Origin of the sequence: Buttiauxella sp. BIGb0471, assembly GCF_024807715.1 — a bacterium.
Classification (GTDB): Bacteria; Pseudomonadota; Gammaproteobacteria; order Enterobacterales; family Enterobacteriaceae; genus Buttiauxella; species Buttiauxella agrestis.
Genome location: NZ_JANUEU010000001.1, coordinates 596,598 through 619,446 on the forward strand (window position 1 = coordinate 596,598; position 22,849 = coordinate 619,446).

The following is a 22,849-nucleotide window of genomic DNA, read 5'->3' on the forward strand; positions in this document are numbered from 1 at the left end:
AAAAATCATAGAGAAATAATCATGGATATTATTAAGGCAGCAGCATCCCGTTACTCGACTAAAGCGTTTGATGCCGACAAAAAAATTAGCGAAGAAAACATTGAGAAAGTGAAAGATTTGCTGCGTCTCAGCCCATCCAGCACTAACTCGCAGCCGTGGCATTTTATTCTGGCAAGCACGCCGGAAGCGAAAGCGCGTATTGCCAAAGCGACGTCCGGTTTTTATGTTTTCAATGAGCGCAAAGTGCTTGATGCTTCACATGTAGTGGTGTTCTGCGCGAAAACGGCTATTGATGAAACGCACCTGTCTAAATTGTTGGACCAGGAAAATGCCGATGGCCGTTTTGCCAGCCAGCAGGCGATGGAAGGGCAGCACAAAGGCCGTTCCTATTTTGTGAATATGCACCGTTTTGATTATAAAGATGCGCAGCACTGGATGGAAAAGCAGGTTTATCTGAACGTTGGCAACTTCTTGCTGGGTGTTTCCACGCTGAATATTGACGCCGTACCAATCGAAGGCTTCGACGCGCGTATTCTGGACGAAGAATTTGGCCTGCGCGAAAAAGGCTTCACCAGCCTGGTTATCGTGCCAATTGGCTATCGCAGCGTGGAAGACTTTAACGCGGCACTGCCAAAATCGCGTCTTGAGTTCAGCGAAATTTTAACGGAGTGCTAAAAATGTCCGATAACACACTGTCGATCATCGCTGTTCTGAAGGCCAAAGAAGGGCAACGCGACAATCTGAAATCCGCGTTACAGGTGCTGATAGCGCCGACGCGCCAGGAAGAAGGTTGCCTGGATTACGCTTTGTTCCAGTTACAGGAAACGCCGGATGTGTTTTACATGCGCGAGTCCTGGAAAGGGCAGGAAGCGCTGGATGAACATATCGCATTACCGCATTTTCAGGCGTTTGTGCAGCAGATGGACTCCCTGCTGGCCGAACCCTTACAGCTCATTCGTTTGACTGCGGTTGAGCCATAAGCCCTGACTGTTTTCTCTGTAAATTGAGCTACCAAACCGAGGCCGCCACAGTATCTGTGACGGCCTTTTTTCTAGTTTTTCGTGCGAGCCACCCACGCCTGAAAGAAATCAATAAACACGCGGACTTTCTCAGGGACATGGCGGGTATTGGGGTAAAGCGCATAGATGCTCTGGCGAGGAAACTGGTGGTGATTCAGTACCGCCTGTAACTGACCCGAGGCGACAGCCGGGCGCACCAGCCACTCGGGTAAAAGGGCGACACCTGCACCGGCAAGGGCAAAGGCCAGCAGCGCGGATGCGCTATCCGCGACGATAGTTGGCGGTTTTTCCACATCAAATAGTATCGCCTGCCGCTGCGGGGTTGTGACTTGCCAGCTAAGAGGCGAAGCCAGGCGGCTGTGTGCAAGCCATGTGGCCTGCGCCAACTGAGCCAGGTTTTCTATGGGGTGTCCGGCCAGATAAGCCGGGGCGGCCACGGGTAAAATCGCGAAGCTATCGACAGGTGCGGCCCGATGATTTGAATCCGCAAGCTGACCCAGGCGGATAGCCACATCGAATCGTTCCGCTATCAAATCCGCATGATACGAAGAAGAAACGTGTTGGATGCGCAGTTGCGGATGTTCACGCGAAAAGGCCGCAAGTGCAGGCACCACCACCTGTGAGCCATATTCCGGTGTGCTGGTAATACGCAAAACGCCGCTCAACCCCTGGTGATCGCGCTGCACATCGTCCAGCAGGTTTTGAGCTTCCTCAAGCAGATGCTGGCAACGGGGATAAAAACGCGCTCCCGCGTCAGTCAGCGAGAGCCGCCGGGTACTGCGCACCAACAGCGATACGCCTGATTCGGCCTCAAGCTGTTTGATGTTAAAACTCACTACCGCTTTGGTCAGGCCCAGCGCGGTAGCCGCTGCGGTAAAACTCCCGGCCTTCACCACGGCGACAAATATGGTTAACCGTTGCAGATTCAGCACAATTATTCTCATCACTGTCAAAAATATTTTGACAGTGTAACGCCTGCCAGACGATTTATCCCCATCTTCCCTCCCGCTACACTCCGTCGCCTCTAATCGGAGGTTTTATGCGTTATCGCACCAAAGTTGCCATTGTTTATCTGCTGGGCTTTTTCGTTGATTTGATCAACATGTTTATCGCCAACGTCGCGTACCCGGCGATCGGGCGCGGGCTTGGGGCCACAGTTAGCGAGCTTTCCTGGGTCAGTAACGCCTATATTTTAGGGCTGACGCTGGTTATTCCGCTGAGTGCCTGGCTCGCGCAGCGCCTCGGTGGGCGCAACGTTTTGCTGCTTTCGCTGAGTTCATTCTTGCTGGCGACACTCGGCGCGGGGATGGCGCACTCTATCGAGCAACTGATTGGCTGGCGGCTATTACAGGGCTTAGGCGGCGGGCTGCTGATCCCGGTTGGGCAGACGTTAACCTACCAGCTTTATCGCAGCCATGAACGCGCCGCATTATCGGCGGCGATCATGCTAGTGGGTCTGTTAGCTCCGGCGCTGTCGCCGGCGATGGGTGGTGTGATTGTCGATTCACTCAGCTGGCGCTGGGTTTTCTTCGCTAATCTGCCGCTTGCTTTCATCGCGCTGCTGCTGGCGGCAGTCTGGCTACAAAAAGAGCCCCGCGCTACACCGTCCACTGCGCTTGATTTTATCGGACTGATTAGCGGCTGCGGTGCGCTGATGTGTACTTTACTCGGCTTCACGATGCTGGCTGAAAATGGCCAGATGTTGAAGGGCATCATATTGTTGCTATGCGCGATAGCGCTGTTCGCGGGGTTTGTGCGTCATAGCCTGCGTCATCCGCAACCGCTGATTAATCTGCGTCTGGTGAAGGAGCCGTTATTACGCAGCGCGATGATGATTTATCAGTGTATTCCGGGGATGTTTATTGGCGTTAGCCTGATAGCGACGCTCTGGCTGCAAACCCAGCTTAACCTGAGCGCGACACGAGTCGGCAGCCTGATGGTGCCGTGGTCGATGGCTTCATTACTGGCGATAACGTTCACCGGAAAACAGTTCAACCGTTTTGGCCCACGCCCGATGCTGATAACGGGTTGTCTGCTGCAAGGGCTGGGTATTCTGGCGTTGACCCAGGTTCACAGCGCGGAACAATATCCCCTTTTGCTGGCGGCATTTGCCTTGATGGGGTTTGGTGGCAGCCTGTGCAGCAGCACCGCGCAAAGTTGCGCCTTTTTACAGGTGGCAGATGAGCAACTCGGCCAGGCCAGCGCCCTTTGGAACATCAACCGCCAACTGAGCTTTTGTATGGGCATATCGGTATTGAGTCTGTTGCTTAATACTTTGCTGGAAACGCTTCCTCCCGCAACGGCTTATCAATGGTGTTTTTATCTGGCGGCGGCCAGCACATTAATTCCTGCGCTGCTTTGTCTGCGCATCGCTAACGGCGCTATCTTGCGTCAACTCAAGGCTCAAAAGGAGAGAAGATGAATCGCTACATTCAGGAAGTGATCGAGGCTCACGTCGCAATCGAAAACTGGCTTGGCAAAGGAGAAGGGGACGTGCAGGCGCTGCTGGCTCGCTTTTCGCCGGTGTTTACCATGGTCACGCCCGGCGGCAAAACACTGAATTTTGACTCACTGAGTGCATTCTTTCAGGCCCAGCCAGCCGCAAAACCTGGATTGAAAATTTCGCTGGATGAGATAACGGTGATTGCCGAGTGGCCTGGCGGTGCGGTGGTCAGCTATAGCGAGTGGCAAAGTTTACCGGGACAAGAAAACACGCTGCGCCATTCCACTGTCGTATTCAGTCAGATGGATTCTGAGCTGCTCTGGTTACGCCTGCACGAAACCGCCGCGGTTTAAGCGTTAAATTAAACCTTCCGTTTGTTGCGCGCGAGAATGCTGACTCGCGCAATACTCACCTTGTTGCACATAACCGATATGGTCGGCCATGAGCTGGGCTTCGTGTTCGCTGTGCGTGACCAGCAGCGCGGTTTGCCCCGCGTCGCGCAGAATATCACGCACCTCACCGCCGAGGCGTTCACGCGTTTGCTTATCAAGGCTTGAAAACGGTTCATCCAGCAGCAGAATTTCGGGATGAGGTGCCAGTGCTCGCGCCAGTGCGATACGCTGCTGTTGCCCGCCGGAAAGCTCATGGGGATAACGGCTGGCATGGCTATGTAACTCCACCATTCGCAGCAGTTCCGTCACCCTCGCGTTTTGCTGTTCACGCGGGAGACGGCGCAGGCCAAACGCCACGTTTTGCTGGGCAGTCAGATGCGGGAATAAGGCATATTCCTGAAATACCATGCCGACGTGACGCTTTTCCGGGGGCAGATGAACCTCCGGCCCGGCGACTCGTTTTTGTGACACATAAATCTCACCGCTTTGCAGCCGTTCAAAACCGGCAACCGCGCGCAATACCGTGGTTTTCCCGCAGCCTGACGCGCCCAATAAGCAGGCGAGTTCGCCCTTGCGCACCGACATCGAAAAGCCCTTCAACACGGATTGCTGGCTGTTGCTGTAAGCAACGTGAACATCCTGCAGACGTAAGGCAATTTCTGACATAAATCTCTCCTCTAATCCTGGCGTGTCATCTGGTGGCGCACCAGTAAAATAACCGGCAATGTGCCCGCGAGAACAATCATCAAGGCGGCGATGGCCCCTTCTTCGTAGGTACCGCGTGCGGCTTCGGCATACAGCAGCGTTGCCAGTGTTTCGAAGTTTACCGGGCGCAAAAGCAGGGTTGTTGGCAACTCTTTCATCGCATCGGCAAAGACTAACAGCGCACTGCTGACCAGCGCCGGACGCAATAACGGCAGGTGAATACGGGCAAAAGTGCCAGTGCCATTTTCGCCCAACAAACGCGAAGCCTGCTCAAGGGAAGGGGGAATACGGCTAAGGCCGGAATCCAGTGCGCCGATGGCGATGGCCTGGAACCGCATCGCGCAGCAGATAACTAGCAAGATCCCGGCAGACATCAACGGCAGACCGCGAATCTCCAGCAAATCGGCCAGCCATCTGTCTACAGCCATAGCGGGAGTCAGAAAACCAATCGCGAGGATGGTGCCAGGCACGGCGTAGCCTAAAGAGGCAAGGCGCATCACACCGCGGCGAAACCCGGACATTGAGTTGTCGGCGGCACTGTGGCGCGCGCTCCACGCCACCAGCAAACTCACACAAACCACCACCAGCGTGGTTCCCGCAGCCAGCGATAACGTGTTTTGTAAGGCCGATAGCAACGCAGGTGAGAGCGCATTTTCTTCACCCAAACGTTTTGCACTTTCCCATGCCAGAAAGGCCACTGGCGCTAAGAATCCGAGGATTACCGGCAGCGCGATAACGGCGCCAAGCAGCCAGCCACGCCAGCCGTGTACGCGTGTGGGCTGAATTTCACGCAGGCTGCGGCTGCTGAACCCCTGTTTTTTGCGGCCATAAAACTCCAGCGTCAGGATGCAGAAGATGAACATCAGCATCATGCAGGCAATTTGCGCGGCAGAAGCGAGGTCTGAGCGCGAAATCCAGGTGGTATAGACCGTGACTGTGAGGGTTTGTACGCCGAGAAACTCAGATGCGCCAATATCGTTAAGCGTTTCCAGAAGCGCAAGGCTAATGCCCACTGCCAGCGCCGGGCGGGCCATGGGAAGTGCCACGCGAAAGAACGTCCCCGCAGCGCTACAACCCAGCGTTCGTGCGGCTTCCAGCAATTGCGCAGGCTGGCTGATGAACATGGCGCGGGTCGTGAGGTAGACGTAAGGATAGAGCACCAGCCCCAGCAAAATAATAGCGCCTGGCAGCGAGCGTAAATCAGGAAGACGGAACTGGCGCGGGCTGTCGAACCCCAGTACAAAGCGAATGAAGGTTTGCAGCGGGCCTATCGGGTGTAATAAATCGAGCCACGCGAATGCCACAATATAAGTGGGCATCGCCAGCGGCAACAGCAGTGCCCAACTGAGAATTTTGCGTCCGGGGAAATCCCACGCGGTGACGGCCCACGCGCTGCCAACACCAATCACTCCCACGATGACGGCGACACCTGCCAGCAACAGCACGGTATTTTTCAGCACCGAAGGCAGAACAAAAGTGATGAGATTGTCCCAGTGCGAGAAATCAGCCTGCGTTGCTTGCCAGATAAGCGCCACGACAGGTGTGAGTACGCCAAGCGCAACACATAATGCACCAAGATGCAGTGGGGTTAATAATGACTGCGGCCCGGAAAACAGGCCGCGTAACGTCGGAAGACGAAGTGATTTATTGATCGAATCCAACTTTATCTACCAGCAGACTCGCTTGTTTACGGTGTTTAACAATCTCGGTTAATGGAATTTTATCAACGTCGATTTCGCCAATGACATTGCTGATGACCGGGTCAAGCGCCACACCTTTCAGAACCGGATATTCATAGTTCGCTTTGGCATATTGTTGCTGAGCGGGTTCGGAGACCAGGTATTCCATCAACTTCACGGCATCTGCTTTGTTAGGGGCAAACTTCGCCACTGCGGCACCGCTGATGTTGACGTGTGTGCCGCCTTGTTCGAAGGTTGGCTTCACGACTTTAATGGCATCGCCCCATTTACGCGCATCGGTGCCTTCTTTGGCATTTTTCATATGGCCGATGTAGTAGGAATTCGCCAGGCCAATATCACAAATGCCGCCGAGGATATCGCGTGCAACATCGCGGTCGCCGCCGGTGGCTTTACGTGCCAGGTTGGCTTTGACGCCACGCAACCATTCTTCGGTTTTTGCTTCGCCGTGGTGCGCAATCATCGCGGCAATCAGCGCGGTGTTATAGGGATGCTGGCCGGAACGGATACACACTTTCCCTTTATATTCCGGGCTGGAAAGTTGTTCGTAATGCCAGTTATCAATCGGCAGCGATTTTTCGGCGTACAGCACGCGGGCACGCATAGAAAGTGCAAACCACTGGTTATCTTCGCCACGCAGGTTGGCCGGGATAGCTTTTGTCAGTCTTTCTGACTGCACGGGTTGTGTAACGCCCGCTTCAACTAAATCGATAAGATTGCCTGCATCTACGGTCATCAGCAGGTCGGCAGGGGAGTTTTTTCCTTCCGCTTTTACACGCTCGAGCATGCCATCCTTGATGTAAACCGTGTTCACTTTGACACCACTGGTTTGCGTCCAGGTGTCCAGCAATGGCTGAATCAGGCCCGGTTCACGAGTGGTGTAAACAGTCAGAGGATCTTGTGCGAAAGCCGGCAGGCTGACGGATAAAACCACAGCCGATGCAAGCGTGATACGGCGCAGTCCGGTGCGAGGCAGAGCATTCATCGTTTTATATCCCAGAGTGGTTGGAACGTCGTTGGTGTCCCGTCAGGAAGAGTTCTTACGGGCAGGCGCACGATAAATGATAACTACTAGCATTTACAATAATCGCTAAGTGCAAATAATTCACATTTACACAACTTTAACCAACGATGTGATGCCGAACGCGGTGAGGGAAAATAGAGGGTTGGCGGGGAAATAAAAAGCAAAAAGCCCGCTTAGTTTCCTAAGCGGGCTTCTTAAATTTGGCTCCTCTGACTGGACTCGAACCAGTGACATACGGATTAACAGTCCGCCGTTCTACCGACTGAACTACAGAGGAATCGGTTAACGGGGCGCATAGTAACGAGCGCTCGTCAGGTTGTCAAAGGCTGTTTAGAGGAAAATTGTTTGATTGCTGGTTTAATCAACAAATAGAAGAAAAGAGCCGCAATGTGCGGCTCTTTATACGGGTGACAAGCCTCTCCGTAGGTTGGAGAAGCGGTAGCGTCATCCGACAAAACCCGTTGATCAGTCGGGTTTATGCACGTTGAGTTCTGACCGGCGCAGTCGCTTCAATCAGCCACGGACGGGCATCACCGGAAACCAGCGGCGACAAGATTTCGCGTACTTGCTGGTGGTAACCATCAAGCCAGGCGATGTCTTGTTCGCTCAACAGCGATATTTCAACCGCGCTCAGATCGATTGGGATCAACGTCAGCGACGCAAACTTGCAGAAGCCTGGCTGTGAGGCAACGATTTCAACCTGGTTTTCAACTCGCATACCGTGGCTGCCTTCCAGGTAGTAACCCGGTTCGATGGTCTGGATAACGCCCGGCAACAACGGCCACGGGTTCACTTTCTTCGCCAGACGGTGCGGGGCTTCATGGATAAACAGGCAATGACCCACGCCGTGGCCAGTGCCGTGGTCGTAGTCGAGACCCATTTCCCACAATGGACGGCGGGCGAACGCATCCAACTGGTGGCCTTGCGTACCTTGCGGGAATTGCAGTGAAATCAGCGCCAGGAAGCCTCTCAATACCGCGGTGTAATGCAGGCGGCGCTGGGCGTCGACTTGCCCAAAGTTCAGGGTGCGTGTGGCATCGGTGGTGCCGTTGAAATACTGGCCGCCAGAATCGTTCAGGTAGAACGCTTTGGTGGTTATTGCCATGTTGGTTTCTGGTGTGGAATGGTAGTGACACATGGCGGCATTGTGGGCCGCAGCAGAAATAGTGCTGAAGCTTTGCTCGCGGAAGTTGTCGCACTGCTGGCGGAAGGCGAGTTGTTTTTCCTGCGCTTCGAGTTCAGTGACCGGGTTGCCCGCCGCTTCACGCAGTGGCACTTCGTGGCTCAGCCAGGCCAGGAAGTTCACCCATGCCACGCCATCTTCAATATGACACGCGCGGTAACCTTCCAGTTCGGTGCTGTTTTTATTCGCTTTTACCAGCGTAACAGGATCTGGCTGCCAGACTATCTCACCGCCGCCAGCTTCTACGGCAATGCGCACTGCGACAGGCGCAGTGTCACCGTCAAGCGAGAAACGCTTACCTGCGGCAAGTTTCTGGCAACGGGCCAGGAAAGAGTCATGATGTTGTAGGCTGACCGAGTTCAGCAGGGTGCTGTCAAGCTGATGCAGTTTTGCATCGTCGACAAACCATTCGATTTCACCGTCGTTTTTCAGCAGAGCAAAAGACTGTGCAACCGGGTTCATGGCAACGTCGGAACCGCGCACGTTGAGCAGCCAGGCAATGTTGTCCAGCAGGGTGATGGCAAGATAGTCGACGCCTTTTTCGTTGAGCAAAGCCGCCATGCGTGCACGTTTAGCAGCGCCTGGTTCACCACTGATCTCATCTGGCATTTGGGTCACAACGCCGCGAGGTGCTGCCGGGCGATCGGCCCAGATGGTATTGAGCGGGTCGTCATTGACGGCAACCAGGTCGCAACCGCTGGTGCGCAGGCTTTCGTACTGGCTGTTGACCATCAGCAGCGGCTCAAACGCGATACGTTTACCGGCGGGTAAGTTGTCACGCAGCCACAGATGAAGCGGTTCGTCGTGCAAATGATGGATTTCAAACTCTTCAAGGTTCACTTGCTGACGCGCCTGAACTTGATAACGCCCGTCAACGAACAGCAGCGCGCGGTCAGCCAGAATCAGAGCCAGACCCGCTGAACCGTCAAAGTTGCTGATAAATTCCAGTTTGTTGTCATTCGGTGAGCAGTCTTCACTTTGATGCGCATCCGCTCGCGGAATGATCATGCCATCGAGGTCGCGTTCTTTGAGCAGTTTGCGTAGGGCATGCAGAGATGATGTTGGTTGCATTCTTATGTTCTCTTATCGGAATGGGGGTTCGTTAAAGGTACGGAGTTTACGTGAGTGCAGGCGTTCACCTTCCGCTCGCAGCAAATCAATGGCGCAGATGCCGATTTGCAAATGCTCAGAAATAGCACCTTCATAGAAGCGATTTGCCTGGCCTGGGAGTTTGATCTCACCGTGCAGCGGTTTGTCGGAAACGCAAAGCAAGGTGCCGTATGGCACGCGGAAGCGATAACCCTGCGCGGCAATGGTGGCGCTTTCCATATCAATTGCAACGGCGCGGCTCAGGTTAAAGCGCAGGGCCGAGGCGGAGTAACGCAATTCCCAGTTACGGTCATCGGTGGTGACGACGGTTCCGGTACGCAAACGCTGTTTAACTTCTTCGCCCGGCATGCCGCTCACCAGTTTAGTAGCGTCGTACAAAGCGCGCTGCACTTCGGCGATGCTTGGGATGGGGATATCTGGCGGCAGAACCGCATCAAGCACATGGTCGTCGCGCAGGTACGCATGCGCCAGCACGTAATCGCCAATCGACTGGCTTTCGCGCAGGCCGCCACAGTGGCCAATCATCAGCCAGGCCGCAGGGCGCAACACCGCCAGATGGTCGCAAATGGTTTTCGCATTCGATGGGCCAACACCAATATTAATCAGCGTGATGCCGTTACCGTTGGCATCAATCAAGTGCCAGGCGGGCATCTGGTGTTTCTTCCAGGCCAGATCGGAAATGGCTTCTTCGGGAGCCTGGCTGTCGGCGGTTAGCCACACGCCGCCTGCGCAGGAAAGCGCAACATATGGGCTTTCCGGGTCAAGGATCTGCTGGCAACCCCAGCGCACAAACTCGTCCACATAACGGGTGTAGTTGGTGAACAGGACAAAAGACTGGAAGTGCTCAACCGGCGTGCCAGTGTAGTGGCGCAGGCGGGCGAGCGAAAAATCAACGCGACGGGCGTCGAAGTGTGAAAGCGGGTAAAACTCGGTGGGATGGAACAGGCCGTCCGCCGTTTCATCCCCAATTTGCGCCAGTTCGGTAGTCGGGAAATGGCGCGGTAAACCGGCACTCATTGAACGGTCCAGCGACAAACTGGAGCCATCAATCACATACGGATAAGGGATTTCATGTTGCGATAAACCCACTTCAATCTGCGCACCATAATCTTCGTAAAGTAGCGTTAATTGTTCGGCGAGATAGTGGCGGAAAAGTGCAGGGCGGGTGATGGTGGTGGTGTAACTGCCGGAATGGGTGAAACGGGCATAAGCGCGGGTTTTATTTGGATGCTTAACGGTGCCATCCCAACTGACGCGCAGTTCCGGGTAAACAAATAATCCTGCGGCGCGTTTTTCAAATTCAGGTAGTGCGCCGTTTTCAACATACTGGCCAATGGCATCGCGCAGTGCGTTGACCGAGGCATCGTACAGCTCCTCTAATTTATCGAGGGCCTGGTTCGGGGTAAGGGCCGTGGCGGCTGTCTGATGCGTCATCTTCTCTCCTCATCCTGCTGATTTTTACAGGGCTGTTTGCAGCTTCGATAGTATGTCATCGGCGGGCGTCAACGGAAGGGGCAGGAGGAGAAAACAAGAAACCTGGTAATAAACCTCTTCCCAGGTCGGCTAAGCGATAGGGAGAGCGTCTTATCGTAAGGATTTCAGTCTACGCTAAACTCAAACGCCTCCGAATTAACCAACCGATCAAAGCTAAAGGAAATATGCATGTCTGTTGATAATTTATCCTGCATGGGTTCCGCTAAAGTGACACTTTTTGTGGATGAAACAAATCATCAGGTAATCGAGAAGTTTCCTGTCAGTGATGTGGAGTACAACTTTTATCAACATGCAGCCCGGGATCTCGCTCAGGCAGACATTGCCACCCCAAAGTTGTTGTTAGCCGAACCATCCTCACGCAAGTTAAGACTGGAATATATCCCGCACCAGGTTGATCAGGACGAAGTTGGACGAGATGAAGTGTTGTCAATTCTGTCTCGCTTACATTCCTATCGACCTGACCCTTCATGGGTTTATCATAATCACACCTGGTCAGAAACAGCCCTCGAAAAATCTCTCATACTGTTGGCATTACCGGATAGAGCAGCAAAACAGCTACGGTATTTTCAGCGGGAAAGTAATGCTCTTTTTAGTGGTCAGTGCTTAATTTCAGGCGATAGTAATGCGGGTAATTGGGGGAAAAGGGATAACGGTGATTTAGTCCTTTTTGACTGGGAGAGATTCAGCATGGGTAGCCCTGCTATTGATCTTGCTCCACTGATAAAGGGAATGGGTTCTAAACAAAAATTTATTGAGCTTGCTGAACGCTATAACTGTATATCTCGTCAATATAATCCTGGTGACTTAGCTAAAGAAATTGCAATTGCTAAAGCATGGATTGTTACCGAGGTAGTCGTATTGCTTAATGAACGGCAGAAAAGTGATTTTCAATTCTATCTCAACTGGTACAGAGAAAATCTTCCTGCCTGGCTAGATAACACTGTAAAAATGCTTTGAGGTTTTCAAAACCATTGAGCTATGACCGATGCGGATTCCACTATGAATAGCATGTTCGCTATGGGCCAAAAGCAGACATCACTATTACCCTGTTTCGTTAATAAACTAAGGCATATTGTCTCAGGAGGTTGGAAAAAAAAGCCCCGCGGATGCAGGGCGTTCGATGGCGGGGACGAATTAATCGAAAACACCATTAATGACTGAAGTCACAATGGCCGTGCTTAAAGCAACAAGCACCAAATCATTACCAACGGCTCGCCATTCGTAGCCCGGGTAATATGGCAAATCGTTAATCATTGATGCCGGCAAAGTTTTCTTAGCAATACCTGGAGGCAGAGGTTTACCTCGTACTACATTTTTAGCGATACCCGGTGGCAGCGCCTGATATCCAACAAGGCCATAATTTACAGCAAATGAGCGAGCACGGGAGAAGCTGATATCGGAGTCAACATGGTCTGGTTTGCCGTAGTTTTTGCGGTTTCCATGATCCTTATTAGACTTTTCATTACCCTGACCTTTGTTGCCATTGTCGGCGCTTTTTCCGCTGTTGCTATGGTTACCACTGTTACCACTGTTACCGTGATTACCTCCGCCATTGCCTTGCCCACCTCCGCCATTACCGTTACCTGGGTTTGCAAAAACTGGTGCTGCAAGGACAGTGAGAGATATAACCGCCGCAAGTGCAGTTTTGAGAGTGCGACGCTTAAACATGATATTTATTCCTTTATGTTAGATACACACTTTGAAGATATGACAAGGCTATAACCTACACAATCTCATGATTTCTTATTTTTAAATATTTTCACATGAATTGTATAAACCTCATCTTTGTGCGGGCTGATTTTCGGTCATTGGGCCTACGCTGCTTTCTTTTGCGAGAGGATGTAGCGTTTTCCAATCTACATCGTCCCGTAAATCATGGATAGATTCAGTTACGAACCTTTTAAGTCTTTAGGCAATAAACACAACAAAATTTCCGCTCCTCCCTCAAAGCAGACAATAAGGCCCTTCAACCTGACCGCTTCGTGCAGGAGCGGACATTATTTACCCACGAAGCCAGGGGGTAATTGTCAGTCCGGTAAGCAACCCTTCAGGGCTGAGCAGGCGCGTGACGGTTTGCCCCCACGGTTCTATGCGGTTAGCCACCAACAGGCGATAACCCTTCTGACTCAATATGCGAGTAGCAGAATCGAGATCCTCTACCTCGTATTCAATCCATCCCTGTGGTATCGGGTGTTCAGTTGGCCACTGCCCAACACCAAAACATGAATTGGCTGCCTGTGATAGTGGCCAGACGGCAAAATGCTTTACGCCCTTCAGCAGGTCTTTTTCCGACAGCAGGTAATCGCAGTTCCCCTCCATTGGCTTTAGCGGCAGACCGAGTGTCTGCACATAAAACTCGGAGCTGGATTCAGTATTCTGCGAGATGGGCCCAAACCCAGCGACAAATAAGACTTCAATTCCCGGTATATTCTGCGACATGCCTGCTTCCTTAATGGTCTGAAATTGAATACTAAATTGATACTACGACTCACTGAGTCACCACGCCTAGGATAGTCCAAAGGACATTTTCAGTTTTTGATTTCCTTGAGGTGCTTATAAACAGTGGCGCGCCCCATAGAGAGCACGTTAGCAATGTAGTCTGCAGAGTTTCTGACCGTGAATGCACCCTGGCGATACAGCTCCGTCACCAATTCCTTTTTCTGCTGGCGAGAGAGTGTGGAAAGCGAAGTATTATTTTCATTCAGCCACTGATGAAGAAAAGTATTAATTTTTTCCTGCCAGTCATGTTTAAAAAGCTGGACGGGCTGCGGCTGCAAACGGTTAACAGAAAGGAACATCTCGAGGGCATTTTTGGCATCCTCTAACAGCGAAGTGCTGAAGTTGATGCAAAAAATATATTCGGTTTCACCTTCTACGTTTGCGCGGATACTGACTGAGCGGACTTTTTTACCATCCCAGTTCAGTTTTTCGTAAGGCCCGGTCATGCTTTCAAGGTCATGAAGCGACAGCTCCTCAAGCCCGGCATCATCCCCGATGCTGCGTTTAGAGATATTATTAGCAAGCCAGGCAATTTTGCCGCTTTTAACGTTGTGTATAGCGACTTCTACAACCGGGAAAAACAGCGCTGCGATTCCATCTGCCATCGCTTTTAGCGTGGCAAACTGCTCATCTTTAAGGCTTATATTTTCGTTCAAACTTTGATTCCTTCCGCCTGGTAACCGTTTACGCTTTCAACTGCGCCAGAATACTGGCCGAAATTTGCGCATCCTGCACGCCCAGCCCGGTTAGATCGGCAAGGGTAATATCAGTTTCGCTACGCACATATTGCGAACGGTCTGCCAGTAAACACCCCAGCTCAATCACCTTTTTGCTCTCACGAAGGTCAGCCGGTAAGCGGCTTAACTCACCGTAAGCCCCGCACTGCTTGAGCGAATCAGCCACAATACAACCCGCTTTTGCTACCAGTTTTGCGTCAAGCTCCTGCTTGCCTGGGCTATCGGCACCCACGGCGGTGATATGTGTTCCGGGCTGAACCCACTCAGCAAACACTAACGGAACGGTTGATGGCGTGGCGGTGACGATAACCGTAGCGCCGCTTGCAGCCTGCTGCTCGCTGGTCGTGGTAATAAGCTGAATGTCGATATCGGAAACCTGCTCGCGGAAACGGGCCAACGATGCCTCGCTACGTCCCCAGACAATCACGTCACGGCAAGAAGTTAGCTCAAGTAACTGTCGCAGTTGAAGCTCTGCCTGTAATCCGGTGCCGAAGATAGCAATCCGCTCTATGCGCTCAGGAAGCAGCATTTCCGCGGCAATGCGTCCTGCTAGTGCGGTGCGTACGCCAGTCAACCAACCATGATCGTCCAGCAGCACCAGGGGTTGTCCCGTTTGTGCCGAGAAAACCATATTGAGTCCGTCATTGCTGGGTAATCCCAGGGAAGCATTGTTATAAAAGCCCGTTGAGATTTTTACACAAAAACTATCGCTACCCTCAATCCAGGCGGACTTGATACAGCAGTCACCTTCGGCTTGCGTGAAGGCAAATTGCTGGGCTGGCGGAAGCTGCACCCGTCCTGCGGAAAACGCTTCGAAACCGGCTTTTAGTCGGGTCAACGCGTCGGTCTGGTTAAATAGCGCTTTGATTTCTTCAAGGCCGATAACCTTCATTTCACCGCTCCGGTGAATTTTTCCAGGGTGATATTTTTACCGCACAGCACCACCGCGACACGCTTGCCACGCCATTGCTCGGCCTGCTGCATAAAGGCTGCCATTGCCACACCCGCCGCGCCTTCCACCATCCAGCGTTCATAACGGGCCAGGGTTTTCATCGCCGCTTTGATTTCTTCTTCGCTGACCAGCACACAGTCATCGACAACCGCCTGGCAGAGTGGGAAGGTGATTGTGCCGGGTTCCAGCCCGCCCGCCGTGCCGTCTGAAAGCGTATCGTGCTCTTCCGGCTCCACAATTTCACCCGCCTGAAGTGAGGCGTACATCGCCACAGACGCTTCAGGCCAACAAGCCACGATGCGGGTTTCCGGTGATAGATGTTTCATTACCGCGCCGATGCCGGAAATCAAACCGCCACCGCCCACCGCCACAAAAACGGCATCAAGTTTTGGCTCTGTTTCAAGCATTTCAAACGCGATGGTGCCTTGCCCGGCGATCACATCTTCATCGTTATAGGGAGAAACAAAGGTTATCCCTTCACGGGCCGCGGTTTCTGCCGCTTCCAGTTCGACGCTAAGGGCGTCCTTTTCGATCATATTCACCGTTGCGCCGTAGGCACGAATAGCGTCAATCTTCAAAGGCGAAGCGGTGGCTGGTACAAAAACAGTAACCGGAACGCCTGCCATTGCCCCCGCCAGTGCCATACCTTGCCCGTGATTACCCGAAGAAGCCGTGATCACTCCCTGTGCTTTTTGTTCCGGGGTCAGCAGGCGAATCTTGTTGCTGGCACCGCGGAATTTAAACGAACCGGTGTGTTGCAGATGCTCACCCTTAAGAAACAGATCGCACCCGTACAGCGTCGAAAGCATGTGGCTGCGATCGAGCGGCGTTTTTCTGACTTGTGGGCGAAGTGCGGTATGCGCTTCCTGGCTGGCGGTGAAAAGTTTGAGTAGCTGTGACATAGTGATCTTCTCTATATGTATTTATTGTCTAATATAGACTTTTAGTACACTTTGTCTATCGCCATTTTGTGCATTGCAGGCCATCGTAAAGCGTTGTTAAGTCCGCCCTGTATTCATTGTTGGGGAGTAGGTCAGCGTGGCTATATAGTCCATAAAAAAAGGCCACCTATTCGGTGACCTTAAATAATGAGTGTTCAGGGTTATTTTATTTGTAAAACAATGTGCTAAATCGATATGCCCTATCAGTGAAGTTCAAGTCTAACCAACTCCATCGGGCAGAACACACCTTCGCAACCTTCGATTTCAACACACTGAGAACGACGAATTTGTTCGGCTGATTTACCTTCGCCGTGAATGGCCTTAATAACACCAGTCAGACCTTTATTGAAAACCATAACACGGCTGCCAGTTGAGATAGCGTTACGGTAGCAATCATAGGTCAACATCATCATTCCTCCTTTTATGTTGTATCCAGATGAGATGATTTAACGGCAAATAAATAGCTCTGAATCGGTCAAAATGTTTTGAGCTAAGTCAAAATTTTATAAGTTTCAGATGCTCAGGAAAAGACCGAAGTCTATTTTTTCAATCAACTATATTTTGCGACGTTATTAAGCCGAGAGTTCTCTGCGGACGATTTCTGCGCCTGCACATAAAGCACTCAACTTGCCTCGTGCTACCTGGCGAGGTAAAGGGGTCATGCCGCAGTTGGTGCTAGGGTAGAGCTTGTCGGCGCCTACAAACTGAAGTGCTTTGCGTAAAGTATTCGCGACTTCTTCTGGTGTCTCAATAATATTGGTTGCCACATCAATGGCACCGACCATGACTTTTTTCCCTCGAATGAGTTCAATGAGATCCATTGGTACGCGAGAGTTCTGACATTCCAGTGAAATTATATCGATGGCAGACGCCTGCAATTTGGGGAAAAACTCCTCATATTGCCGCCATTCTGAACCCAGCGTCTTTTTCCAGTCTGTATTAGCTTTGATGCCGTAACCGTAGCAAATATGTACGGCCGTTTCACATTTAAGCCCTTCAACTGCTCTTTCTAACGCAGCAATTCCCCAGTCATTCACCTCGTCAAAAAATACATTAAATGCAGGTTCATCAAACTGGATAATATCAACACCCGCCGCCTCTAATTCTCTGGCTTCTTGATTAAGAATTTTGGCAAATTCCCAGGCGAGTTTTTCGCGGCTTTTATAATGGCTATCATAAAGCGTATCGATCATTGTCATTGGGCCTGGCAGCGCCCATTTAATGGGTTGTTTAGTTTGCTGACGTAAAAACCTGGCATCTTCAACAAAAACAGGTTTTTGGCGAGAAACAGGCCCGACAACAGTGGGTACACTCGCATCGTAGCGATTGCGAATTTTAACAATCTCACGCTTCTCAAAATCAACCCCGCTGAGGTGTTCAATAAATGTCGTGACAAAATGCTGACGCGTTTGCTCGCCGTCGCTGACGATATCAATCCCGGCATGCAGCTGATCTTCCAGGCACAAACGTAGAGCATCTTGTTTGCCCTCAACTAATTCATCACCTTGCAGTTTCCATGGAGACCAAAGCGTTTCAGGTTGTGCAAGCCAGGAAGGTTTAGGCAAACTGCCCGCAGTCGAAGTGGGTAACAATATTTTCATAATAAATAACCTTAATTTTTTGATAATCAGTGAGCGTAATTAGCAGACCATTTTTCAAGAATAGTTTGGTATGGTTTGATGAAGTTCTCTTCTGTAAACTTTCCCTGCTCAATAGCTAACTGGCTACGTTCTTCTCGATCATAAACAATTTCAGTTAATGAATAATCCTGTTGATTCAGGCTCGGTTGATAGATTTTTCCGGCGGTAGAGTTAGCATTGTAAATCTCAGGCCGATAAATTTTTTGGAAAGTCTCCATCGTACTAATAGTCCCGATCAGCTCAAGATCCGTATAGTCGCTCGTCAAATCACCTGCAAAATAAAAGGCTAATGGCGCAACGCTATTTGGCGGCATAAAATAGCGCGCCTGCAACCCCATTTTATTGAAATAGTGATCGGTCATGGACGACTCATCTTGCTGATATTCCACACCCAATACCGGGTGATGATTTTCAGTGCGATGATAAGTGTTTTTACTGGACACGCTCAGGCATATCACCGGTGATTTATTAAAGCGTTCTTTGTAAGCGCTTGAGTTAATAAAGCATTTGAATAGGTTTCCATGCAAATCACCAAAATTCTCTGGCGTGCTAAACCCGGCATTGTTCTTGTTGTGCTCTAATAGCAAGACGCTAAAATCATAATCCCGGACGTAAGAGGAAAAATTATTCCCAACAATGCCTTCAATACGCTCGTTAGTTTTTTGATCGACAATATTCGTTTTTAATATTTCAATCACTGGGAAGGTGTCGCCTTTACCTTCAACATCCATCTCCACGGAAATAATTTCAAGTTCGACGCCATAACGATCGCCTTGTGGATTATGCCAATGCGCCAGGGAATTGAAACGGTCGTCAATCATTTTTAAGGTATTGCGCAAATTCTCCTGGCGCTTTTGACCTCTGGCTAAATTAGCAAAGTTGGTCGTGATGCGCGTATTTTCGGATGGATTGTAATTCTCATCGAAAGAAATGCTTTTAATAGTAAATTTAAATTCTTTATTCATCGCGATTGGGTATCCTAATTTCTGATAAGACCTGAATTTATTTTTGCTTTTGCAGCACGACCCAATTTTCTTTTCAGGTTTCTTAACCAGTAGTCTTCATATTGTCTGTAACTGATTGCAGTAGGATATTTATGCCAGAGTCACTGATTGAGTAAAAGTGATTAAATTTCAGAGAACATGAGAGAATTTCATGTTCAGGTGAGGGGGCATGTTGGCAGAAGGTCGACCGCTGGCAACAAACACGAAAAAGCCCGCTTAGTTTCCTAAGCGGGCTTCTTAAATTTGGCTCCTCTGACTGGACTCGAACCAGTGACATACGGATTAACAGTCCGCCGTTCTACCGACTGAACTACAGAGGAATCGGTTAACGGGGCGCATATTAGCGATGCCATCATGGCTTGTCAAAGCCTGTCATCATCCCGCTGGTTCGTTTGCTGATAAAACAGACAACCGCGGCGTTTCGGGCGTACAGACAGTTCTTTACAGCTCATTTGTTGCCAAACCGGCACGACTGGCTAAGATATGCGGTTCAATGACGCGAGGGTTTCATGCTTAAACGGCAGAATTTGGCAAAGTGGTTTTTATTTCTTGCATGTCTGGTGGTGCTTGTCTGCACGGCCCAGCGCATGGCGGGAATGCACGCCTTGCAGATGAAAGTTGCCGAAAACGTCATGCTCTCGCAAAATAGTGCCTCTGAAATTGAGGAAGCCGCGCCAGTGACGCCGTGCGAATTAAGCGCGAAATCATTGCTTGCCGCACCTCCTGTTTTGTTCGAAGGCGCGCTGTTTGTTTTCAGTCTGCTCCTCACACTTCTTGCGCCACTGCTGGCGGCATCTTCCTCCGTTACACCGGTTCGGGAGTTTTCCTCGCCCACGCTCCGGGTACATCTGCGATTCTGCGTCTTCCGTGAATGAAACGTCGGCTGTTTAACACAGTTCGATAATTCATTAACGGAGAAAAAATATGTTGAGTCTTTTCAGGCAGACGTTGCTCTGTCTTTTATTGCTATGGCACCCATTTTCATGGGCGGCGCAGGCAGGCTGGCTTCAGTCTGCTGAGAATGATCATGCCAGCGTCAGGTTACGTGCGGATACCACCGGGGCTGGGAAAACCCAGTTTTTACTGGATGTAAAACTCGAAGAGGGCTGGAAAACATACTGGCGTTCACCCGGCGACGGCGGCGTTGCGCCGACGATTAGCTGGCACGAGCCGGTAAAATCGGCCCAGTGGTTTTGGCCTGTTCCACAGCGTTTTGATGTGGGCGGAATCACCACCCAGGGTTATCACAATGAAGTCAGCATTCCGATGCAGCTTGACGGCGAAATCCCGGCGAAAATTGCGGGCGTGTTGACGCTCTCGACCTGCAAAGATGTTTGCTTGCTGACGGATTACCCTTTTGAAATTACCCCCACTCAAGATGATGCGACATTTACACATGACTACGCACAAGCGATGGGTAAAGTCCCGCTTGCCGACGGGCTGACGGACAATCTGATTGCCGGATATCACAATGCTGAACTGGTGGTGCAAGCCACTCGTGCGGCTGGCTGGCAGAAACCCGAATTGTTTCTCGATATGCCCGAAGATGCCAGTTTCGGTAAGCCAAAATATTGCGTTGATGGCGAAAAGCTGTGGGCAACGATACCGGTGAGCGATGGCTGGGATGGCGCCGGGCCAGATCTGCGCGGGCGTCATCTTTCACTGGTTATCGCTGATAACGGTGTTGCACAACAAAGCCAGATTACGATAACCGATGCGCCGGTTATGCCGCCAGCCAGTGGCGATTTTGTGTTGTGGCAGGTTTTACTGTTGGCGTTGCTGGGCGGTTTTATTCTCAACCTGATGCCTTGCGTTCTGCCGGTTTTGGGGATGAAACTCGGCTCGGTATTGCTGGCGGATAAGCAGGATCAACGTGTGATCCGCAAGCAATTCCTCGCCTCGTTTGCCGGGATTATGGTTTCGTTTATGGCGCTGGCATTGTTAATGACGGTACTGCGTTTGACGAATCAGGCTGTGGGCTGGGGCATTCAGTTCCAGAATGTCTGGTTTATCGGCTTTATGGCAGCAGTGATGCTGATCTTTAGCGCCAACCTGTTTGGGCTGTTCGAGTTTCGACTTTCATCTAATGTCACCACTAAACTTGCTACTCACGGCGGAAAGGGCATTAGCGGTCATTTCTGGCAGGGCGCACTGGCGACGCTACTGGCGACACCGTGTAGCGCCCCGTTCCTTGGCACTGCCGTCGCCGTTGCGCTGGGGGCATCGCTGCCCACGCTTTGGGGGATCTTCCTCGCGCTTGGCGTAGGCATGAGTTTGCCGTGGCTGTTAATTGCCGCCCGCCCATCGCTTGCATTACGCCTGCCTAAACCCGGACGCTGGATGAACTGGCTGCGCCGGATACTGGCAGTGATGATGCTTGGCTCGGCGTTGTGGCTGGTGAGTCTGTTATCTGTGCATTTTGGCTCATCGACAAAACCCGCAGCGCAAGAAAATATCCCCTGGCAGCCGCTCACCGAACAGGCGATTACGGACGCGCTGGCGCAAAATAAACGCGTGTTTATTGATGTCACCGCAGACTGGTGCATTACCTGCAAAATTAATAAGTTAAACGTCCTTTCCCGTGGCGACGTGCAGGCGGCATTACAGCAACCTGATGTGGTTGCGCTGCGCGGTGACTGGACGCTCCCTTCAAAAGATATCACCGCATTTCTCAAACAGCGCGGGCAGGCCGGGGTGCCGTATAACCAGATTTATGGTCCCGCATTCCCCGAAGGAAAACCGCTGCCAACACTGCTGACGCGTGACGCTGTGCTCAATACGCTAAACGATGCGAAAGGAATGAAATAATGAAAATGATCATGACGATTCTGCTGTTAGTGGCAGCGACTTTTGGCGCGAATGCCGCAGAGCCAACGAATGAAGAGCAAATGCAACAAATGATTTATCAGGCGTTGTTTCACGATCCTGCCAGCCCACGGATGGGTGCTGCATCCCCGAAACTTACGATTATCTCTTTTACGGATTACAACTGCCCGTACTGCAAAAAGTTTGACCCGATGCTGGAGAAAATTGTTAAGAAATACCCTGATGTTGCAGTCATTTTCAAGCTGCTGCCGTTTCGTGGTGAATCATCTTCTCTGGCTTCGCGCGTGGCGTTGACTACCTGGCGTGAGCATCCGCAGCAGTTCCTGGCTTTGCACCACAGTTTGATGTCGAAAACCGGGAATCACACCGCCGCCACCATTGATGCCGCGGTGGCTAAAAGCGGTGTAACAGCGGTCAAGCCTGATGAACTGAGCCGGGAAACGCTGAATCTCAATCTGCAACTGGCGCGGGTGGTTGGGGTTCAGGGCACGCCGGCAACTCTGGTTGGCGATACGCTGCTGGCCGGTGCTGTGCCGTGGGACTCACTTGAGGAGCTGGTGAAAGAAAAACGGGAACAGGCCAATGAAAAGTAAGCTCAGGCGTTGGGGGAAAGAAGCGCTGGTGATGGTGGTGATCTTTATCACCATTGTGGTGCTGATGGATTTGTGGCGGGCGCCAAAGATGCCCGCAACCTTTGACAGCACGCCGCTTCATACGCTGGATGGCAATTCCGTGACGTTAAGTACATTAAGCGAAGAACGCCCGCTGTTGCTCTATTTTTGGGCCAGTTGGTGCGGCGTTTGTCGTTACACAACCCCTTCGGTCGCGCAGTTAGTGGAGGAGGGCGAAAACGTCATGACTATCGCACTGCGCTCCGGTGCGGCCGTCGATGTTTCACGCTGGCTTGAGCAGAAAAAAGTTCAGCTGCCGGTGGTGAATGACGCTTCTGGCGAGCTATCCCGCAACTGGCAGATTGGCGTCACACCGACATTGGTGGTGCTATATAAAGGTGAAGTGGTTTCTTCGACTACCGGCTGGACAACGTATTGGGGAATGAAGGCGCGGCTATGGTGGGCGGCCTTATAATCTTGTGAATTTGCGCACCATTACGGTGCGCAAATACCTCTTATGGGGCATAAGAGAACCGCTGTTTCAATCCCATTTTTCGCGTTATTTAATCACT

Annotated in this window: 23 protein-coding genes and 2 tRNA genes; 9 read left to right on the top strand and 16 right to left on the bottom strand. The window is 51.5% G+C overall.

What is annotated here, in order from left to right:
- Positions 1-21 precede the first annotated feature (21 nt).
- On the top strand, positions 22-675 hold the full coding sequence (gene nfsB / locus M2371_RS02730; protein ID WP_259266829.1) for an oxygen-insensitive NAD(P)H nitroreductase: 654 nt from the start codon (positions 22-24) through the stop codon (positions 673-675).
- 2 nt (positions 676-677) lie between these two features.
- Positions 678-980 carry a putative quinol monooxygenase gene (locus M2371_RS02735; protein WP_259266830.1) on the top strand — a complete coding sequence of 101 codons (303 nt, stop codon included), beginning with the start codon at positions 678-680 and terminating at the stop codon, positions 978-980.
- Positions 981-1,051: 71 nt separating this feature from the next.
- On the opposite strand, the gene M2371_RS02740 is transcribed toward M2371_RS02735, so the two are convergent.
- The gene (locus M2371_RS02740) at positions 1,052-1,951 is read right to left on the bottom strand and encodes a LysR family transcriptional regulator (protein WP_259266831.1); all 900 of its coding nucleotides are present in this window, start codon (positions 1,949-1,951) and stop codon (positions 1,052-1,054) included.
- Positions 1,952-2,058: 107 nt separating this feature from the next.
- On the opposite strand from M2371_RS02740, the gene M2371_RS02745 reads away from it, so the two are divergent.
- Together M2371_RS02745 and M2371_RS02750 are read left to right on the top strand one after the other, a co-directional pair.
- Positions 2,059-3,441, top strand: a complete 1,383-nt coding sequence (locus M2371_RS02745; RefSeq protein ID WP_259266832.1) for an MFS transporter — start codon at positions 2,059-2,061, stop codon at positions 3,439-3,441.
- Positions 3,438-3,815, top strand: coding sequence for a DUF4440 domain-containing protein (locus M2371_RS02750; protein ID WP_259266833.1), 378 nt, complete (start codon positions 3,438-3,440; stop codon positions 3,813-3,815). The genes M2371_RS02745 and M2371_RS02750 overlap by 4 nt, the downstream gene beginning before the upstream one ends.
- 3 nt (positions 3,816-3,818) lie before the next feature.
- On the opposite strand, the gene M2371_RS02755 is transcribed toward M2371_RS02750, so the two are convergent.
- The 6 genes from M2371_RS02755 to M2371_RS02780 all read right to left on the bottom strand — a co-directional run bounded on the left by M2371_RS02755 (position 3,819) and on the right by M2371_RS02780 (position 11,007).
- Positions 3,819-4,520, bottom strand: coding sequence for an ABC transporter ATP-binding protein (locus tag M2371_RS02755; RefSeq protein ID WP_172893780.1), 702 nt, complete (start codon positions 4,518-4,520; stop codon positions 3,819-3,821).
- Positions 4,521-4,531: 11 nt separating this feature from the next.
- The gene (locus M2371_RS02760; RefSeq protein ID WP_259266834.1) at positions 4,532-6,220 is read right to left on the bottom strand and encodes an iron ABC transporter permease; all 1,689 of its coding nucleotides are present in this window, start codon (positions 6,218-6,220) and stop codon (positions 4,532-4,534) included.
- Positions 6,204-7,241 (bottom strand): extracellular solute-binding protein, encoded by a 1,038-nt coding sequence (locus M2371_RS02765; RefSeq protein WP_259266835.1) that lies wholly within the window; start codon positions 7,239-7,241, stop codon positions 6,204-6,206. The genes M2371_RS02760 and M2371_RS02765 overlap by 17 nt, the downstream gene beginning before the upstream one ends.
- Positions 7,242-7,481: 240 nt before the next feature.
- Positions 7,482-7,557 (bottom strand) — tRNA-Asn (locus M2371_RS02770).
- A 198-nt stretch (positions 7,558-7,755) separates the two neighbouring features.
- The gene (locus M2371_RS02775) at positions 7,756-9,534 is read right to left on the bottom strand and encodes an aminopeptidase P family protein (RefSeq protein WP_259266836.1); all 1,779 of its coding nucleotides are present in this window, start codon (positions 9,532-9,534) and stop codon (positions 7,756-7,758) included.
- 12 nt (positions 9,535-9,546) lie between these two features.
- Positions 9,547-11,007: an AMP nucleosidase gene (locus M2371_RS02780; RefSeq protein ID WP_034496411.1), complete on the bottom strand. Its 1,461-nt coding sequence runs from the start codon at positions 11,005-11,007 to the stop codon at positions 9,547-9,549.
- A 228-nt stretch (positions 11,008-11,235) separates the two neighbouring features.
- On the opposite strand from M2371_RS02780, the gene M2371_RS02785 reads away from it, so the two are divergent.
- Positions 11,236-12,024 carry a phosphotransferase family protein gene (locus M2371_RS02785; protein WP_259266837.1) on the top strand — a complete coding sequence of 263 codons (789 nt, stop codon included), beginning with the start codon at positions 11,236-11,238 and terminating at the stop codon, positions 12,022-12,024.
- A 177-nt stretch (positions 12,025-12,201) separates the two neighbouring features.
- Here M2371_RS02785 and M2371_RS02790 read toward each other — a convergent pair whose 3' ends face one another.
- From M2371_RS02790 to M2371_RS02830, 9 genes are all read right to left on the bottom strand, one after another.
- Positions 12,202-12,735, bottom strand: a complete 534-nt coding sequence (locus M2371_RS02790) for an RcnB family protein (protein ID WP_259266838.1) — start codon at positions 12,733-12,735, stop codon at positions 12,202-12,204.
- Positions 12,736-13,068: 333 nt separating this feature from the next.
- Complete coding sequence (locus M2371_RS02795) at positions 13,069-13,506, bottom strand: glyoxalase (RefSeq protein WP_172893786.1); 438 nt, start codon at positions 13,504-13,506, stop codon at positions 13,069-13,071.
- 89 nt (positions 13,507-13,595) lie between these two features.
- Positions 13,596-14,210 (bottom strand): transcriptional regulator, encoded by a 615-nt coding sequence (locus M2371_RS02800; RefSeq protein ID WP_404979378.1) that lies wholly within the window; start codon positions 14,208-14,210, stop codon positions 13,596-13,598.
- A gap of 40 nt (positions 14,211-14,250) precedes the next feature.
- Positions 14,251-15,195, bottom strand: coding sequence for an NAD(P)-binding domain-containing protein (locus M2371_RS02805; protein ID WP_259266839.1), 945 nt, complete (start codon positions 15,193-15,195; stop codon positions 14,251-14,253).
- Positions 15,192-16,157 (bottom strand): threonine/serine dehydratase, encoded by a 966-nt coding sequence (locus M2371_RS02810; RefSeq protein ID WP_259266840.1) that lies wholly within the window; start codon positions 16,155-16,157, stop codon positions 15,192-15,194. Before M2371_RS02810 ends, M2371_RS02805 begins: the two co-directional genes overlap by 4 nt.
- A gap of 242 nt (positions 16,158-16,399) precedes the next feature.
- Positions 16,400-16,603 (bottom strand): putative selenium delivery protein YdfZ, encoded by a 204-nt coding sequence (gene ydfZ / locus M2371_RS02815; RefSeq protein ID WP_034496451.1) that lies wholly within the window; start codon positions 16,601-16,603, stop codon positions 16,400-16,402.
- Positions 16,604-16,768: 165 nt separating this feature from the next.
- Complete coding sequence (locus M2371_RS02820; RefSeq protein WP_259266841.1) at positions 16,769-17,797, bottom strand: methionine synthase; 1,029 nt, start codon at positions 17,795-17,797, stop codon at positions 16,769-16,771.
- 26 nt (positions 17,798-17,823) lie between these two features.
- Positions 17,824-18,801 (bottom strand): DUF1852 domain-containing protein, encoded by a 978-nt coding sequence (locus tag M2371_RS02825; RefSeq protein WP_172893790.1) that lies wholly within the window; start codon positions 18,799-18,801, stop codon positions 17,824-17,826.
- Positions 18,802-19,084: 283 nt separating this feature from the next.
- Positions 19,085-19,160: transfer RNA gene (locus tag M2371_RS02830), tRNA-Asn, on the bottom strand.
- Positions 19,161-19,349: 189 nt separating this feature from the next.
- Between M2371_RS02830 and M2371_RS02835 the strand changes: the two genes are divergently transcribed.
- From M2371_RS02835 to M2371_RS02850, 4 genes are read left to right on the top strand one after another with little or no spacing between them, the layout of a single operon-like run.
- Complete coding sequence (locus M2371_RS02835) at positions 19,350-19,715, top strand: copper resistance protein (protein ID WP_259266842.1); 366 nt, start codon at positions 19,350-19,352, stop codon at positions 19,713-19,715.
- A gap of 49 nt (positions 19,716-19,764) precedes the next feature.
- The gene (locus M2371_RS02840; RefSeq protein WP_259266843.1) at positions 19,765-21,648 is read left to right on the top strand and encodes a protein-disulfide reductase DsbD; all 1,884 of its coding nucleotides are present in this window, start codon (positions 19,765-19,767) and stop codon (positions 21,646-21,648) included.
- Positions 21,648-22,259 (top strand): DsbA family protein, encoded by a 612-nt coding sequence (locus M2371_RS02845; protein WP_259266844.1) that lies wholly within the window; start codon positions 21,648-21,650, stop codon positions 22,257-22,259. The genes M2371_RS02840 and M2371_RS02845 overlap by 1 nt, the downstream gene beginning before the upstream one ends.
- Positions 22,249-22,752 (top strand): protein disulfide oxidoreductase, encoded by a 504-nt coding sequence (locus M2371_RS02850; protein ID WP_172893794.1) that lies wholly within the window; start codon positions 22,249-22,251, stop codon positions 22,750-22,752. Before M2371_RS02845 ends, M2371_RS02850 begins: the two co-directional genes overlap by 11 nt.
- The last annotated feature ends 97 nt before the right edge of the window (positions 22,753-22,849 follow it).